The following is a 15,210-nucleotide window of genomic DNA, read 5'->3' as shown; positions in this document are numbered from 1 at the left end:
GATAGTAATATTTTCGATCCAGTTAAACATTGCAGCAAGTTACTTTTTATTTCTTTCCTTTCTTTACTTCCTCATAACGCTCTCTTTCTCGCTGTAACAGTTTCTCAAACATCTCAATTGTTTTTTCAATAGGAAAGTTGTTAAAGGCCTCAGTATTACCACTAATAGATGCAGCGTTGACACTGCAGTTCTCATAAAAATTATTAGTGTTATAAATAACTCTTTCTTCATGAAAGTTTTTCAATCCTTCCTCAGTAACCCCTAAAGCTTCAGCTATGTGCTTGAATCTTTCATCATCGATTTGTTCGGTTTGTTCCATTTTAGAAACAGCCTGTTTGGTAATACCTAAGACATCGCCTAATTCTGTTTGTGTCATACCTCTAAGCCTGCGAACACGTTCAATCTTTCGACCCATGTGAAGCATATTGGTATAGTTAGCTGTTTCCATATTCAAATGATTTTAAGTTCAGGTTATTCTTTAGTGGTTGTTTTAAGTAATTCAATTTTTTCTCGTTCGCTTTTTAAGAGTCGTTCGTAAAGTTCAACAATTTTCTCTACTGGATTGATTTGCTGAACAATCGCTGTTGCTCCCTCCGAAATCGTAGCATCAGGATAATTGTAATTATTGATATTATAAATCGCTTTATCTGCATCAAAGTTCTCTATCATCTCTGGCGAAACACCAATCACTTCGCTGATTTTTTTCAACAATGCAGGTTCTATTTCTTCCTGTTGTTCTAGTTTGGAAACAGCTTGCTGACTCATATCTAATTCATTGGCCAAGGTTTCCTGTTTTATACCAAAGTAAATACGCATGCGCTGAACGTTTCGCCCAATGTGTCGTTTTGAGGTCTTTTCCATAACTTCTGCCATAAAATCTGTTTTTGTAAAGATAGTAAAGGTCAACTAAAGATACGTAAAAGTCAACTCTGTTTAGTTTTTCACAATAAACAAAAAAGTTAGGTTGCTGTACCTCATGGATACAGCTGCTAACGATACTAACAAGGAAACTTATGCCTTGGCATTTCAGAAAGGAGATGAGGCTGCTTTATCTTATTTCTATAGAGAGTTTTTACCTGCACTTTCGTTATATGCTAACAAATGGGTTGCTGATTTTTCTGCTGCCGAAGAAGTTGCTTCGGGTGCTTTTTTAAAGGCCTGGAAGATGCACGAGAAATTAGATAGCTATAACGCCATTCGTGCATACCTCTACAAAATTGTTTACCACGACAGCGTCGATTACCTGCGCAACGAAAAAATGCGTGATGGGAAGGAAGCTGATGCAGCCTTGCCGGATATTTCATTGAACAGTCCTTACGATCAATTGATACGTACCGAAACCTACCGGCTTGTGCATGCTGCTTTAAAAGAACTCAGCCCCGGCAGCCAGCAAATCATCAGTATGTATTATCTGGAAGGTAAATCGACCGGTGATATTGCAAGAGAGTTAAACCTGCATCCAAGTACGGTTAAAACCCAGAAGCAAAGAGGGTTGGAGTTGTTACGTAAAAAAATATTGCGGCCAATTATACTTACGGGTTATTTGTTGATGAATAGCTACCCGTATTTTTAGCCATTATTGTAATTGCTTTTGCAACTCAGCTTTACTTGGCAAATAGTGTTTGTATTCTTTTGTAAAAATCTGGTTGTTTGTTTTGGGTAAGGTAAATTCAACAACCGTTTTATTTTCTTCTCTGCATAAGATGATGCCTATTGTTGGGTTTTCATCATCTGTTTTCATCATCCTGTCGTAATAGTTTACATACATCTGCATCTGGCCAATATCCTGGTGCGTGAGTTTACCAATCTTCAGATCGATAATAACAAAGCATTTCAGCAGGCGGTTATAGAATACGAGGTCAACAAAAAAACTGTCACCTTCGAACGTAAACCGTCGTTGTCTTCCTTCAAATAAAAAGCCTTTGCCCAGTTCCAGCATGAAATGTTCAAGCTTGTCAATGATAGCTGTTTCAAGTTCTGTTTCGGAATAGCGGTTATCTTCTTTCAGGTTTAAAAATTCCAGAACATAATGGCTTTTTAATGCATCAATTGGCTTTTCAATAACCTGTCCTTTTTTTGCCAGTTGTTTAATGCCTTTTTTATCTCTGCTGAATGCCAGCCGTTCGTAAATGCCGGCGCTATATTGTCTTGCAAATTCCCGTACCGACCAATTGTTTTCAATGGCCTCTATCTGGTAAAAACTCCTTTCTTGTTCGTCGGCGATTTTGAGTAACTGAACATAATGCGACCAGGTTAATTCAAATGACAGTTTGCTGTTACGAGACAGCGTTTCGTAAGGAGAGGTGCCGGAAGTTTTTTCAGAAATCCGAGACGGCGTACCGGATTTTGGTTGGGTTGATTTCCGAGACACTGTATCGGAAATCTTATAGGCGAGATAGAATTTCCTGCAGTTCTCCAGATTGTCTACCGAATACCCTTTTCCAAATTCGGCAGTTAAGTACTGGCTGATTGTTTTTAATGTTTCTTTTGCGTATTCAGCCCGTTGCCGCCCTTTCTGTTCGTATTCAACAATCATTCTGCCAATTTCGAAATTCGTAACCAGCATCGTTGTATTTACATTTCGTACAACCTGTTTTCTTGCCTCATCAATCAGTTTTTTGATACTGTTGATAAGTGCGTTATGCGGTATGAGTTTCGACATTCAACAAATATACTGTTTCAGTAAAATATGCATAATATGTTCAGGCTGCTGTATTATTCTTTTTGAAGTTGTAGTCCAAAACCCCGCATTCTTCGTTGTTAGAAAAAGACTGAGTAACTTAATAGCATGAAAGCAACCTCTTACAGCGACAGGGACCAACCTGCCTATCGCATAGCATACCTTATAGCCGGTTATATACGCAATACGCTAACCAAAACGGAACATACGGAACTGGACGATTGGGTAAATGAAAGTGATCATAACATGCAGTTGTTTGAAGAGCTGACGGATGAAGAAAACATCAAAGCAAATCTTGCCAAGATGGATCTGGTGTTGGTAGATCAACACTGGCAGGAAGTTAATAACAAACTTGCGCAGGCAGAAAACGAATACAGAAAAAAACAAAAACGAACAGTATGGTCAATGGCAGCTGCCATTGTAATCATCATCAGTGGAGCAGTCTTGTTCTTACTATTAGTTAAAAGTAAACCGGAGCAAACCACTGTGATGAATGCGGACTCCCTGCAATTAGTACCGGGTAGTAACAAAGCAACGTTAACGCTTGCAGATGGTTCGGTTGTGGATTTGTCGACAGCAAAGAATGGTGTTATTGACAGTAACCTCGTTTCTCATGCCAACAAGCCGGCTGATGGAGAGTTAGTGTATGAAGCTAAAAACAACGGCCCCGTTTCAGCCCTTCATGCACTCTCCACACCGGTGGGTGGTCAATACAAAGTAGTACTGGCCGATGGCAGTAAGGTTTGGCTCAATGCTTCTACTACGCTGAAATATCCTGCTGCATTTAACGGTAAGGAGCGCAGGGTAGAAGTGAATGGTGAAGCGTATTTTGAAATTGCAAAAAATGAACAGCAGCCGTTTCGGGTTGTGTTGCCCGATAGTTCGGTTGTTACGGTTACAGGTACACAGTTTAATGTAATGTGTTACAGTACCGCTACTCAAAATGAAGTGACGTTGGTAGAAGGACGTGTTGCAGTTGCGCATAAAGGACAAACGCAAAACATGGAGCCCGGTACACAAACTGCAGTTTCTGCCAACGGATTAGTAAAATATACAGGTGTAGATATTGAAGCAATAACAGGATGGAAAAATGGTTTGTTTGTATTTCATGATGCATCTATTGAAACGATCATGACGCAGGTTGAACGATGGTATGGTGCCAAAGTGGTGTACCGGGCAAAAACAAAACAATTACTGAATGCAGAAATATTACGCAGCGAGCCGTTACCAAAGTTGCTTGGCCTGCTGGAGTTAAACGGATACGTTCATTTTAAAATTGAAAATAAAATCATTTATGTATTACCCTGACGATTAACAAAGCAAACGGTTAATGCAAACAAAAAACCGGAAGTGTTACGAGCACCTCCGGCGGAAGTTTGGGTTAACCCTGTTATCAATTGAGGCTGTCAACCGAATTTCAGAAACCCAAACATTACAAAACTATGCAATTAACTATTGCAGGATACTGCTGTAAAAAATTTCTAACCATGAAACTCCTATGCGTGCTGACGATAGCGGCCTGCATACAGGCCTCGGCCGGCAGTTTTGCTCAAACTGTATCAGCTTCGTTTACCAATGCTCCTATTGAAAAGGTGTTTAAAGAAATTACACGCCAAACAGGCTACTCGTTTATTTATCAGCGTAGTCAATTAACAATTACAAACCCTGTTACACTTGCGGTTAAGAACGAACAACTGGAGCAGGTACTGCGCAAATGCTTCGAAAAACAACCGCTTACATTTACCATAGTCGATAATTATATTGTTGTACAAACCAAGCCTGCTGTTGTTACATCTTCTCCATTGCCAACCAACACCGTGCTTACAGTTAGCGGTAAAGTAATGAGCGAAACAGGTGAAGCTTTAGCTGGTGCAACCGTGTTGGCAAAAAAAGCAGGTGTTGCTACTTCAACCAATGATAAAGGGGAGTTTTCGTTAAGCGGTGTATATGAAAATGACCTGCTTGTTTTTACGAGTATAGGCTATGTTAAAAAAGAAGTACCTGTAGGTAAAGGATTATACTATGTGGTAAAGCTTTCTGTTGCTGTAGCTGTATTGGATGAAACCATTGTTATTGCCTATGGCTCTACAACGCAACGTTACAATACCGGCAGTATTTCAAAAGTTAAAGGGGAGGAGATTGCCAAACAACCTGTAGCCAATCCGCTGGCTGCACTGGCCGGCCGTGTGCCGGGTTTGGTTGTAACACAAACCAGTGGTGTACCGGGATCGGCATTTAATGTGGAGATCAGAGGAAGAAGTGCATTGGATGCAGCACTTTCAAGAAACGATCCCTTATTTATTATTGATGGTGTGCCCTTTGAGCCGGGTAATCTTTCCTCGAATCAACTTGTATCAGCAGCGAATAAACCGTTTTCAACCAATGTTGGCGGTATCAGCCCATTTAATACTATCAATCCGCTGGACATTGAAAGTATAGAAGTGTTGAAGGATGCGGATGCAACGGCCATTTACGGAAGCCGTGGTGCGAATGGTGTGATATTGATTACAACAAAAAAAGGAAAATCGGGTAAATCACAATTGAGTGTAAATGTTAATACCGGTTGGAGCAAAGTTGCACGTACGATGCGTATGCTTAACACAACCGAGTATTTACAAATGCGCAGGGAAGCTTTTGCAAATGACGGGTATACGCCACAGGTAACAGTTCCGTTTGCAAATGGGTATGCCCCCGACCTGTTACTACTTGATACAACAATTTATACGGATTTTAAAAAATTACTGATTGGGAATACCGCACAAGCAACCAATGCAGAAGTGAGTTTCTCGGGAGGTTCGGGAAATACCTTTTTCTCAATCGGAGGTGCATATCATAAAGAGACGAATGTGTTTTCCAAAGCATTAACAGATCAACGTGCTTCGGTGCATTTTAACATCAATCATAAATCAGCAGATAAAAAATTTGAAACTAATTTTTCAGGGTTTTACTCCGGCGAAAAAAATCAATTAATACAAAAAGACCTTACACAATTTATTAACCTGCCACCTAATTTTACTTTGTATGATTCGTTGGGGAAGCCCGCTTGGTTACAAAAAGGTATTCCTTTCAATTATATCAATCTTGGTTTGCCGGGTATTCCTTCAGCAGAGTTGTTAAAAAGCTATCTTACAAAAAATGACAATGCACTCGCAAGCCTGCAACTCATTTATCGTTTATCGCAACAACTCACGATCAGGTTAAATGCAGGATTTAATACGTTTACAACAGATGAAGTAGCAACGACGCCAAGGGCTTCCCTCGATCCATCCACAAGCCAGCTTGCTTCATCAAAATTTGGTTACGGTAATTCGCAAAGCTGGAATATTGATCCGCAACTGGAGTATGCAAGTGTATTGGGTAAAGGAAAACTCAATCTGTTATTGGGTGCAACATTACAGGATCGTACAACAAAAAGTTCTTTTGTTAATGCGCAGAATTATACCAGCGATTTATTATTGAACTCGATGGGCGCAGCGGGCATACTAACAGGCACCAATAATTTTTCACAATACAGATATACTGCATTCTTTGGCAGGCTCAATTACAATTTGTTGAGCAGATACATCGTTAATTTTTCTGCAAGAAGGGATGGATCAAGCAGGTTTGGAACAGACAACAGGTTTGCCAATTTTGGAGCAATTGGCGCAGCGTGGATATTTTCAAACGAATCGTTTTTCAAGGAAAAAATTCAGTTTATAAGTTTCGGAAAACTTAGAGCCAGCGCAGGTATTACAGGTAATGATCAGATTGGTAATTACAAGTACCTTGACTTGTGGAACTCAACAACCATTCCATACCAGGGTGTTCCGGGCTTACAACCGGGAAGTTTATTTAATCCTGATTACGAATGGGAAAAAACAAACAAACTGGAAGCTGCACTCGAGTTGGGTTTGTGGAAAGAACGAATCCTGTTTTCAATAGCTGCATATCGCAACCGATCCAGTAACCAATTGATCAATTACCAATTGCCCGACCAGACCGGATTTACCGCTGTTATCAGAAACCTGCCTGCATTAGTACAGAACAGTGGTATTGAGCTTGTGCTTACCAGCAGGAACATTACTGCAAAAAGTTTTACTTGGACCAGCTCCTTTAACATGAGCTTGCCCAAAAATGAACTGCTTTCTTTTCCCGGTTTGAGCAGTTCCAGTTACCGAACACAGTTTAAAGAAGGCCTTTCGCTGAACAGTATTTATAAAGCAAAATTTTTAGGTATTGACCCACAAATAGGGAATTACATGGTTGAAGACTTTAACCGGGATGGGTTGATTCGTTTCCCTGCGGACTATCAGTTTTTGGGTACAACTGACCCTGTATTTTATGGCGGCCTTCAAAATACTTTTGACTATAAACAATTCAGTTTTTCATTCTTTTTTGAATACCGTAAACAAACAGGAAGAAACTTTCTTGCTTATATCGACAGAAATCCACCCGGCATTGCGTTGAATCAACCGGCAATCATTCTTGACCGTTGGCAGAAGCAAGGTGATCACGCATTGGTGCAAAAATTTACAAGCCGTTTTTCCGTTGGTGCTACAGCAACGGGTGCCAATTATTTAGCAAATTCTGACGGGATTTTCAGTGATGCCTCTTTTGTTCGGCTGAAAAATGTAGCCTTGTCTTATTCGTTTTCAGTTGTGTTACTGCGCAAGCTGCACATTGAAACCAGCCGTATTTACATAAACGCCCAGAATTTGTTTCTGATTACAAAGTATAAAGGCTCTGATCCTGAAACGCAGGATATATCGGTACTTCCGCCGTTGAAGACAATTGTTGCGGGTATTCATTTCACATTCTAAATTTTATCCGATGTGTACAAAGCAAATCACTAAACATATATTTTCCGTTCGCTTCATAATTATGCTGCAGCTTATTTGTTTGTTTTCCTGTAAAAAGCTGATAGAAGTAGAACCACCTGTTACACAGTTGGAGACAAAACAGATTTTTCAGAATGATCAGTCTGCTGTTGCTGCCGTATCGGGCATGTACAGGCAAATGTTATTGACGGGTTCAATCATTACAAATGGCGGTATTACCCGTTTTTGCGGTTTATCGGCTGATGAGTTAATGAATACTACAAGCCCCGATGCTGATGATGAATTTCGTAACAATGCCATTCAGGTTCGAAATGGAAGTGTTTCCGGCTCCTTATGGCAAATGGCTTACAAAAACATCTACCATGCAAATGCAGTTCTTGAAGGGTTGGAAAATGCAGGTATCACACAATCTTTAAAAAAGCAATTACAGGGGGAAGCATTGGTAGTCCGGTCACTTAATTACTTTTATCTTATTCAACTGTTTGGCGATGTTCCGTTAGTGCTTACCACTGATTACCGCTTAAATCAATCAATCTCCCGTACCAGGATTTCAGATATCTATGTGCAGCTAACAACAGATTTGCTGAGGGCAAAAAGTTTATTGGTAACTACTTACCCCAGTGCCGGAAGGGTAAGACCCAATAAATTTACTGCCGCTGCATTATTGGCCAGAGTATATCTGTATCAGAAAGACTGGATAAACGCCGAAAAGCAGGCATCAGAAATCATCAATTCGGGAGTTTATGTACTGCCTGCTGAACTCAACAATTGTTTTCTTTCTGGTTCAACTGAAACCATCTGGTCGTTAATACAGGACAGAAGTAATACCTCAGAGGGCCAGTTGTTTATTCCGGCATTTTCATTCCTGAAGCCCCCGTTTATTCTAACAGATACCTTGTTTCGTTCCTTTGAAATGAATGATTTACGAAAAAGCAAGTGGCTGGCATCTACAACAATTAATGGGTTGCCGGTTTACTACCCATTGAAGTATAAAAAAGGTGCTGATTTTTCCAGTACACCTCCGGCTCCAACAGAGTATTATGTTGTTTTTCGCCTCGCAGAACAGTATTTGATACGTGCAGAAGCAAACGTAAACTTGGGAAACAATGCAGCTTGTCAGGCAGATATTAATGTTATCCGACAACGAGCAGGTTTGCCCGTTACAATGGCAACCAGTAAAAATGAATTGCTGCTTGCAGTTGAAAAGGAGCGACAGTTGGAACTGTTTGCAGAATGGGGCCACCGCTGGCTGGATCTAAAAAGAACCGACAGAGCAAATCATGTATTATCAGGTATCAAAACAACAAACTGGCAAGCCACAGATACACTTTTCCCAATTCCATTTGACCAGATAATGCTGAATTCATCCTTAACCCAAAATGCCGGGTATTAGTTTAAAATAATCCTTACATAAAACTGCTGAAATTACATGAAGCGTTTAGTCATACTAATGCTCTGGGTTGCTATTGGTATAACCCGGGCAAATACACAACAATTGCATCCCGGAGATCGATTGCCTGATCTTGTTTTTAGGAATGTACTGAATTATCAGGTTGATTCATTAAGACTGACTGATTTTAAAGAAAAGCTCTTGATCATCGATTTTTGGAATACAAGATGCGTAGCCTGTTTTAAAGCATTTCCAAAACTAGACTCGTTAAAAAAATATTTCGGTGATCGAATTGAAATATTGCTTGTGAATAATGAGAGCAAAGTATTTACACAGGACTTTTTTAACAAACGACCATTACTTTATAAGCCCGGAGTTCCGATGATTACCGATGCAAAGAAACTTTCGGATTTGTTTCCGGTAGATGGATATCCTTACACAGTTTGGGTTCAAAATGGGATAGTGAAAAGTTATTCTGGCGTACATGCAGTAACGAAAGAAACAGTGCAGGAGTTTATAGCAGGTCGTATACTTGGTTTTCGTGATCCGACGCTTATACGGTTTGCATCTTCGGTTGATTACAGTAAGCATGATTATTTTTCGTCGATTGCACGTTGTTCAGATTCGATAAATATAGGAAGTACGGAGGCTGTGAAAGTAAAAATGGGCAAAGCTGTTTCCATTGCAAGTAACTGTTATTCGATTGCAAATTTATATCGAAAAGCATATAATGAAAATGGAAAATATAGGTTTAACTATCACTACAATTTTTTATTAAACGTACGTGAACTGTTTAAATATGAGTACCCTTCAAATAAAGACTCACTGGATCAGTGGCTGCAAAGTTATGCGTACAGTTATGAACTAATGTTGCCTGTTGCCAAAAGCGAACATGCCTATCGAATAATGCAGGAGGATCTTGGCAGGTACTTTAATTTGAAGGCAGAAGTACAATTCAAACTAACTGAGAGCCTTGTTTTACGCAGACGAAATCCATCTGATTTCAAACGGCAGGAGATAAGTAATATGGCTTCAGATTCAATTATAAGCTTTCGGCAAATAACGTTTGATCAATTTGTCCGTGAACTTAGCGTTCGTATTGAAAAATCTTATCCGTTTTTTGTTGAAGCCGTACCACTAGAAAGTGTATCCTGCAACATTCGCTACAAATCATTATTTCCATTAAATATTCCAAATCTGCAACAGGATATTTATGCTGCAGGTTTTTATTTAGCAAAAGAAAGAAGAATTATTCCTGTACTAATTGTGAGTGATAAATAATTAAACAGGCAACCATACTGAAATGGTTGCCTGTTGCTTTACATTAGTTTTTAAGGGTTTGAACATCGCCACTTTGTGCAGTTGGCAATGATGGCTGTGTAATAAAGCCACGTAAACAATGATTGGTAGATCCGGTACAGCCATCATTTGCATTGGCATAACCAAGTGTTACCTGTCCACCAAATTGTACAGATGCACCTGCCGGAATAACGCCGTTTTCATCTACCATATAAAAATAATAGATGTCATCAGCCGGCTTTTTCTCTTCTTTTGTAAATGAACTGAAGGTGATTGCTGCTATAACAGCAATGATTCCTAAGAGATACTTTTTCATTTGTTTTCTGTTTTTGTTGAGAAATTGCTGCCTACTTTTTTATACAGGTATTCGGCTGTTCCTGTTTATTGCAATAAAACGTTTATCCTTTTTTGAAAGCAACCATGCAGGTATACTCATCAGTAGCAAAGCAAAATTTAATAGCAGATGTTGTGACCAATTCAAATCTTTGAGTATTCCTCCACAGGAACAGGGAAGTTTTGGCGTAAACAAAATCATATATCCAATATATGCTGTAAACAATGCCATTAACATGGTTGACAGGAATAAGCCCAAAGTCCTAGTATGTGGCAACAATAACAGTAACGAAACAAGCAATTCAAAAACCGGTAAAATCAAGGATAGATAAGACGCAGTAAATGATAAAAGAGGTGATTTTGACAGTACTGCCCGGAATTCTTGAATTGTATATAGTTTATTGATTCCTGTATAGACAAAAAGAAAAATAAACAGGGCGATAACGAATTCAACGTATAGTGTTCTGCCGGTGCTTTTTTTCATACTGCTGTTTTTCACTGTACTGTAAAGATCAAAATTTGATTTTTGATTTTTTGGTCAAATAGATTTGCAGCGTTGTATAAAAGTATTGTGAACAGGATTAAGATCTGCGCAATGATCCCGGTGTATAACCAAATTTTTTTCGGAAGGCGGTGATGAAGTTTGTTGTTAAAGGGTAGCCAACAAGTGCTGCAATTTCTTTAATTGGTTTATCGCTGTTTAAAAGAAGATGATGAGCAAAATGCATTTTTTGATCGGTGATAAATTCAAAAAGACTGCTGTGGAAAAGCTGGCGAAAACCTGTTTTTAGCTTGAATTCATTTATTGCAACTTTTTTCGCAAGCGATTTAATTGTTGGTGGTTTTTGATCGATTGAGTTTTCAAGAATAGATTTTACTGTATGAATTTTGCCAACTTCGAAGGATGTATAATTATACTGTTTGTTTGTTTTACGATAAGTTAGTTCAAGTAATTGATAAAGGACTTCTCTGACTTTTAAATCAAAATAGTAATGTTTTGATTGCTCGCTATAAGGGCATTCAATCAACTCGTTTGTTGCTTTTTTAAGCGAAGGAATTGTCCAGATTGACGGATTAATCTGAAATGTTGCAGTGTTATTTTTTATGACTTTCTTAAAATCAGGGAAATAAGGAACAAGTTCTTCAAGAAGTTCCGGCGAATAATAAATTCCCAGAAATTTCAATTCATCAGTACTGTCGAATGTTATGCTGCAGTTTGTTGGTTTCGTGTAGTAGGCTGAATGATATCCTGGACGAATATGTAGTTTGCCGATACTGTCGATGTTTTTCCTTACACCGTTCTGCAGCATGAAATTAACGTAGAGTCCTTCTTTTTGTAACCAATTGCTGGCTTTAAATTTCGCAAATACATTCCCAATTACAAGACGGATAGAATAATAATCTCTGATTAGTTCCTGAACAAAAATTTCAAGCTGACCTGTGCTTAACCGGTAATGATCTGCACCAGTTAATACTGGCCCGGAGTAACCTCTGGGAATTCCAGGTATACCGTTCAAAGAAGCTAAATCCTCGAAAGTTTGGTTGTTTTTCACAAAAGTGTTTTCTTGTCTTTTAAAAATACAACGCTTAACCTGATTTTGAAAGTAGGTAATTGAAAAAAAGTGGTTTTTAAGCCTGTTCCTTTCCTTGAAATTACCGAATTCAAAATATTTCACTTACGCTGCAAAGCAAATTGGAGCAGTATTGATTTATACTTTTTCATGATAATTCAAATTGAATCAATTCGTAAAGCACGAACCGGTAATATTTATGATAAATAAAGGGAGCTATTGTTAAACATTCTTAAGATGGATTTTTTAGTGAAAACAAAAAAAATCACTTTGCGAATATGGTGTAGAGCCACAAAAATTTCTTGAATATTTAATTTTAATTCTCAAAATTATATATACCTGCAATGATCTATCACATCAATGCTTTTGATTGGAAATTCGATTTGTACTGAAATGGGACTTTTGATCATAAAGGGAATCAGTATAGTTTAAAAAACATATTGTTTCTAAATTAAGTTTTGAATTTAAATACCATATTTTTTACGAGGCAGCAAAGCTGATAGCAGAAAGGAAAGGATATTGCCATGGTTTTTATATAGGTTATTAACGGGAAATTCAAAATTTGAAATTTGAATTAATTTATTATTGCTTTATGACAGGTGTTTTTTATAGGTTAGAAACGGTCTGCTTTTTCTTAAGAAAGACCTTTTTTTTGCATGAAAAAACCGGTCATTACGTGATTAAAGAAAATGAGGGTTAAGTATTTGCATTGCCAATTCTATTTTGCATATTGAGAAAAAACTAATTTATGAGATTACCCATCTGCACATTTATGCTTTTTTTCTCCTTTGTTACTTCCTATGCACAAACTAATATTCCGTTGGAGGAAGCGGTTAAGCATGTTGCTGATAGTGTGACCGTTTGTGGTAAAGTGAGCGGCGCACGCTTTTTAGAAACTGCTAAGAATACACCTACGTTTCTCAACCTGGGCCCTGCATTTCCTAACAATGCTTTAACCATTGTTATTTGGAGTGATGTACGGAAGCAATTTGAAACAGCGCCGGAAGTGTTATTTAAGGATAAGGAAGTGTGTGTGACGGGCAGGATTGAGCTGTATAAAGACAAGCCGCAGATTGTGTTGAGAAGGAGGGAAGATCTAAAAGTAAAATAAATTTGAACCAATAAAAGTAGAGTAATGAAGCTTATTGTTAAGGAACCATATATGTCCTTAAATCCATTTGAAAGTGATGATTTGAGTGATTTGGTAATTGTTACAGGAATTAATGGAAGTGGAAAAACACAATTGTTGAATATTCTTTCAGGCTATCGAAATGGGAAACCTCTTGAAAAGAAAATTGAGTTTGAATTTGATCCTCCGAAAATAAGAATACAATTTGAAGGCCTTGCAGTAGAAAATTCAAGGCAATTTAGCTATGAACACTGGCGAACCATTATACGGCAATGTTACGATTCCTTTAACCAACTGACTTTAGAAGAACGAAACTATCTGGATTTTGTTTTAGCTACAGATTTCTGGAATAAACCCGGAAGCCAAGAGCCTGAGAGTATTATGAGATATAATGAATTATTAGTATCATGGGGAAAGAATGCACGACAGAGAATTGCTCCACCCATATTGCAAAACTTACAGCGTTTAGAGCATGTTGTTAAACAAAGAGTAGCAACAAATCTGAATATTAAAAGCATGCAACTGGCAAGACTGATTTGCCGGGACACGGGAAAAAATATTGATGACTTAAAGGAAGTTGATTTCTATAATTGTTCTGCTGTTGACCAGCTTGTTGATGAAAGTGATCTTTTTTCGTCTCAATTTGAACTTGTATTTTATAACTATGCTTTAAGGCGGGATCGGAACCGAAAAAAATACTTTTTTCAACAGGTAAACGGAGAGAGGAACAATGCTGTTTCTGATAGCGAATTTGAAAAAAATAATAAAGCGCCCTGGGATGTATTTAATGAGGCAATGGAAGAGCACAATATTGATTTTTATTTCAAGGGAGTAAGTAAAGAAGACTTTTCAACAGATGTGCCGATTCCATTTTATCTCTTCAAAAAATCGACTGATTTGCCAATATTGTTTGCTGATTTATCTGATGGAGAAAAAATGATTATTGGTTTGGTTTTGAAATTGTTTACAAGTACGCATTATGGTGAAAGTTTAAGGTTTCCGGAAATGATTCTGTTAGATGAACCAGACGCCCATTTACATCCGGAAATGTCGAAACTTTTGTTGGATGTTTTGGCTAATACTTTTGTTGGAAAGTTGGGTGTAAAAGTTATCATTACCACACACTCTCCATCAACCGTGGCCCTTGCGCCGGAAGAAAGTATATATCGTTTAAATAATGGCGATAAATCTTCATTAACAAAAACCACCAAGGATGAGGCGCTGCAGTTACTTACAGGGTTTATTCCAACCCTAAGTATCGATTACAAGAACCATCGCCAGGTTTTTGTTGAAAGCCCTACAGATGTATTTTATTACCAGCTATTGCATGATAAATATCAGCAGGAAAAGAGGTTGAATAGTAAGTTGTATTTTATTTCAAATGGATACGGCAAAGGTAATTGCGACCAGGTTTATACTATTGTTGAAAAGATCCGGGAATCGGGCAATACAACAGCATACGGAATAGTTGATTGGGATACAAAGAACTTATCGAATGCGTATGTGCATGTACACGGATGGGCGGAAAGATACAGTGTGGAGAATTTTATTCTAGACCCGGTTTATCTTATTTGTTTATTGGTTGAACTTAACAATGCACATAAAATTTGTCAATTGATCGGTATTTCTGAAAATGACAATCAGTATCTCTTAGGGAATGAACCTGATAAAAGGTTGCAGGAAATTGTAGCCGTATTTTTTCATGAACTGGAGAAAAAATTTCCTACTTGTAAATATGATGGTGATATGCAAGTAGTCGAATATCTGAATGGCAGACAAATAATGTTACCAAAATGGTTTTTATCGATGAATGGGCATGAGATTGTGGGAAAAGTAAAGCTTGTATTTACGGCTCTTAATAAGTATTCTTCTGAGGGGCAACTTCAGATTGATCTTATACGTATTATGGGTAAGTGTTTTCCATTTGTACCCAAGACAACTATACGGCTAATCGAAGATATTACCAGTTGACGATATTATATTAGCCGAGG

13 protein-coding genes are annotated in these 15,210 nt (G+C 38.1%); 7 read left to right on the top strand and 6 right to left on the bottom strand.

Features of this window, described 5'->3' with window-relative positions; all coding sequences use genetic code 11:
* Window positions 1–46: 46 nt before the first annotated feature.
* Window positions 47–448, bottom strand: a complete 402-nt coding sequence (locus IQ13_RS20600; RefSeq protein WP_144888638.1) for a helix-turn-helix domain-containing protein — start codon at window positions 446–448, stop codon at window positions 47–49.
* Window positions 449–471: 23 nt separating this feature from the next.
* Window positions 472–873: a helix-turn-helix domain-containing protein gene (locus tag IQ13_RS20595; RefSeq protein ID WP_144888637.1), complete on the bottom strand. Its 402-nt coding sequence runs from the start codon at window positions 871–873 to the stop codon at window positions 472–474.
* 103 nt (window positions 874–976) lie between these two features.
* Between IQ13_RS20595 and IQ13_RS20590 the strand changes: the two genes are divergently transcribed.
* Complete coding sequence (locus tag IQ13_RS20590; protein WP_144888636.1) at window positions 977–1,573, top strand: RNA polymerase sigma factor; 597 nt, start codon at window positions 977–979, stop codon at window positions 1,571–1,573.
* A gap of 3 nt (window positions 1,574–1,576) precedes the next feature.
* Here the strand turns inward: IQ13_RS20590 and IQ13_RS20585 are convergent, their stop codons facing one another.
* The gene (locus IQ13_RS20585; RefSeq protein WP_144888635.1) at window positions 1,577–2,662 is read right to left on the bottom strand and encodes a PDDEXK nuclease domain-containing protein; all 1,086 of its coding nucleotides are present in this window, start codon (window positions 2,660–2,662) and stop codon (window positions 1,577–1,579) included.
* Between the two features lie 126 nt (window positions 2,663–2,788).
* Between IQ13_RS20585 and IQ13_RS20580 the strand changes: the two genes are divergently transcribed.
* From IQ13_RS20580 to IQ13_RS20565, 4 genes are all read left to right on the top strand, one after another.
* The gene (locus tag IQ13_RS20580) at window positions 2,789–3,988 is read left to right on the top strand and encodes a FecR family protein (RefSeq protein WP_144888634.1); all 1,200 of its coding nucleotides are present in this window, start codon (window positions 2,789–2,791) and stop codon (window positions 3,986–3,988) included.
* 179 nt (window positions 3,989–4,167) lie between these two features.
* On the top strand, window positions 4,168–7,479 hold the full coding sequence (locus IQ13_RS20575; RefSeq protein ID WP_158637452.1) for a SusC/RagA family TonB-linked outer membrane protein: 3,312 nt from the start codon (window positions 4,168–4,170) through the stop codon (window positions 7,477–7,479).
* A 61-nt stretch (window positions 7,480–7,540) separates the two neighbouring features.
* Window positions 7,541–8,890 carry a RagB/SusD family nutrient uptake outer membrane protein gene (locus IQ13_RS20570; RefSeq protein ID WP_158637451.1) on the top strand — a complete coding sequence of 450 codons (1,350 nt, stop codon included), beginning with the start codon at window positions 7,541–7,543 and terminating at the stop codon, window positions 8,888–8,890.
* Between the two features lie 36 nt (window positions 8,891–8,926).
* Window positions 8,927–10,168, top strand: coding sequence for a TlpA family protein disulfide reductase (locus IQ13_RS20565; RefSeq protein ID WP_144888631.1), 1,242 nt, complete (start codon window positions 8,927–8,929; stop codon window positions 10,166–10,168).
* Window positions 10,169–10,211: 43 nt separating this feature from the next.
* On the opposite strand, the gene IQ13_RS20560 is transcribed toward IQ13_RS20565, so the two are convergent.
* The 3 genes from IQ13_RS20560 to IQ13_RS20550 all read right to left on the bottom strand — a co-directional run bounded on the left by IQ13_RS20560 (window position 10,212) and on the right by IQ13_RS20550 (window position 12,072).
* Window positions 10,212–10,502: a hypothetical protein gene (locus IQ13_RS20560; protein WP_144888630.1), complete on the bottom strand. Its 291-nt coding sequence runs from the start codon at window positions 10,500–10,502 to the stop codon at window positions 10,212–10,214.
* A 39-nt stretch (window positions 10,503–10,541) separates the two neighbouring features.
* Window positions 10,542–11,003 (bottom strand): MauE/DoxX family redox-associated membrane protein, encoded by a 462-nt coding sequence (locus tag IQ13_RS20555; RefSeq protein ID WP_144888629.1) that lies wholly within the window; start codon window positions 11,001–11,003, stop codon window positions 10,542–10,544.
* 97 nt (window positions 11,004–11,100) lie between these two features.
* Complete coding sequence (locus IQ13_RS20550) at window positions 11,101–12,072, bottom strand: helix-turn-helix transcriptional regulator (RefSeq protein ID WP_144888628.1); 972 nt, start codon at window positions 12,070–12,072, stop codon at window positions 11,101–11,103.
* A gap of 766 nt (window positions 12,073–12,838) precedes the next feature.
* Here IQ13_RS20550 and IQ13_RS20545 point away from each other — a divergent pair.
* Both IQ13_RS20545 and IQ13_RS20540 read left to right on the top strand, forming a co-directional pair.
* The gene (locus IQ13_RS20545) at window positions 12,839–13,201 is read left to right on the top strand and encodes a DNA-binding protein (protein WP_144888627.1); all 363 of its coding nucleotides are present in this window, start codon (window positions 12,839–12,841) and stop codon (window positions 13,199–13,201) included.
* Between the two features lie 24 nt (window positions 13,202–13,225).
* Window positions 13,226–15,190 carry an AAA family ATPase gene (locus IQ13_RS20540; RefSeq protein ID WP_144888626.1) on the top strand — a complete coding sequence of 655 codons (1,965 nt, stop codon included), beginning with the start codon at window positions 13,226–13,228 and terminating at the stop codon, window positions 15,188–15,190.
* Window positions 15,191–15,210 lie beyond the last annotated feature (20 nt).

The sequence above is a fragment of the Lacibacter cauensis genome, assembly GCF_007830055.1.
Lineage (GTDB): Bacteria > Bacteroidota > Bacteroidia > Chitinophagales > Chitinophagaceae > Lacibacter > Lacibacter cauensis.
Note: the sequence above shows the minus strand (reverse complement) of the source record. Positions and strands in the feature narration are given on the sequence as shown.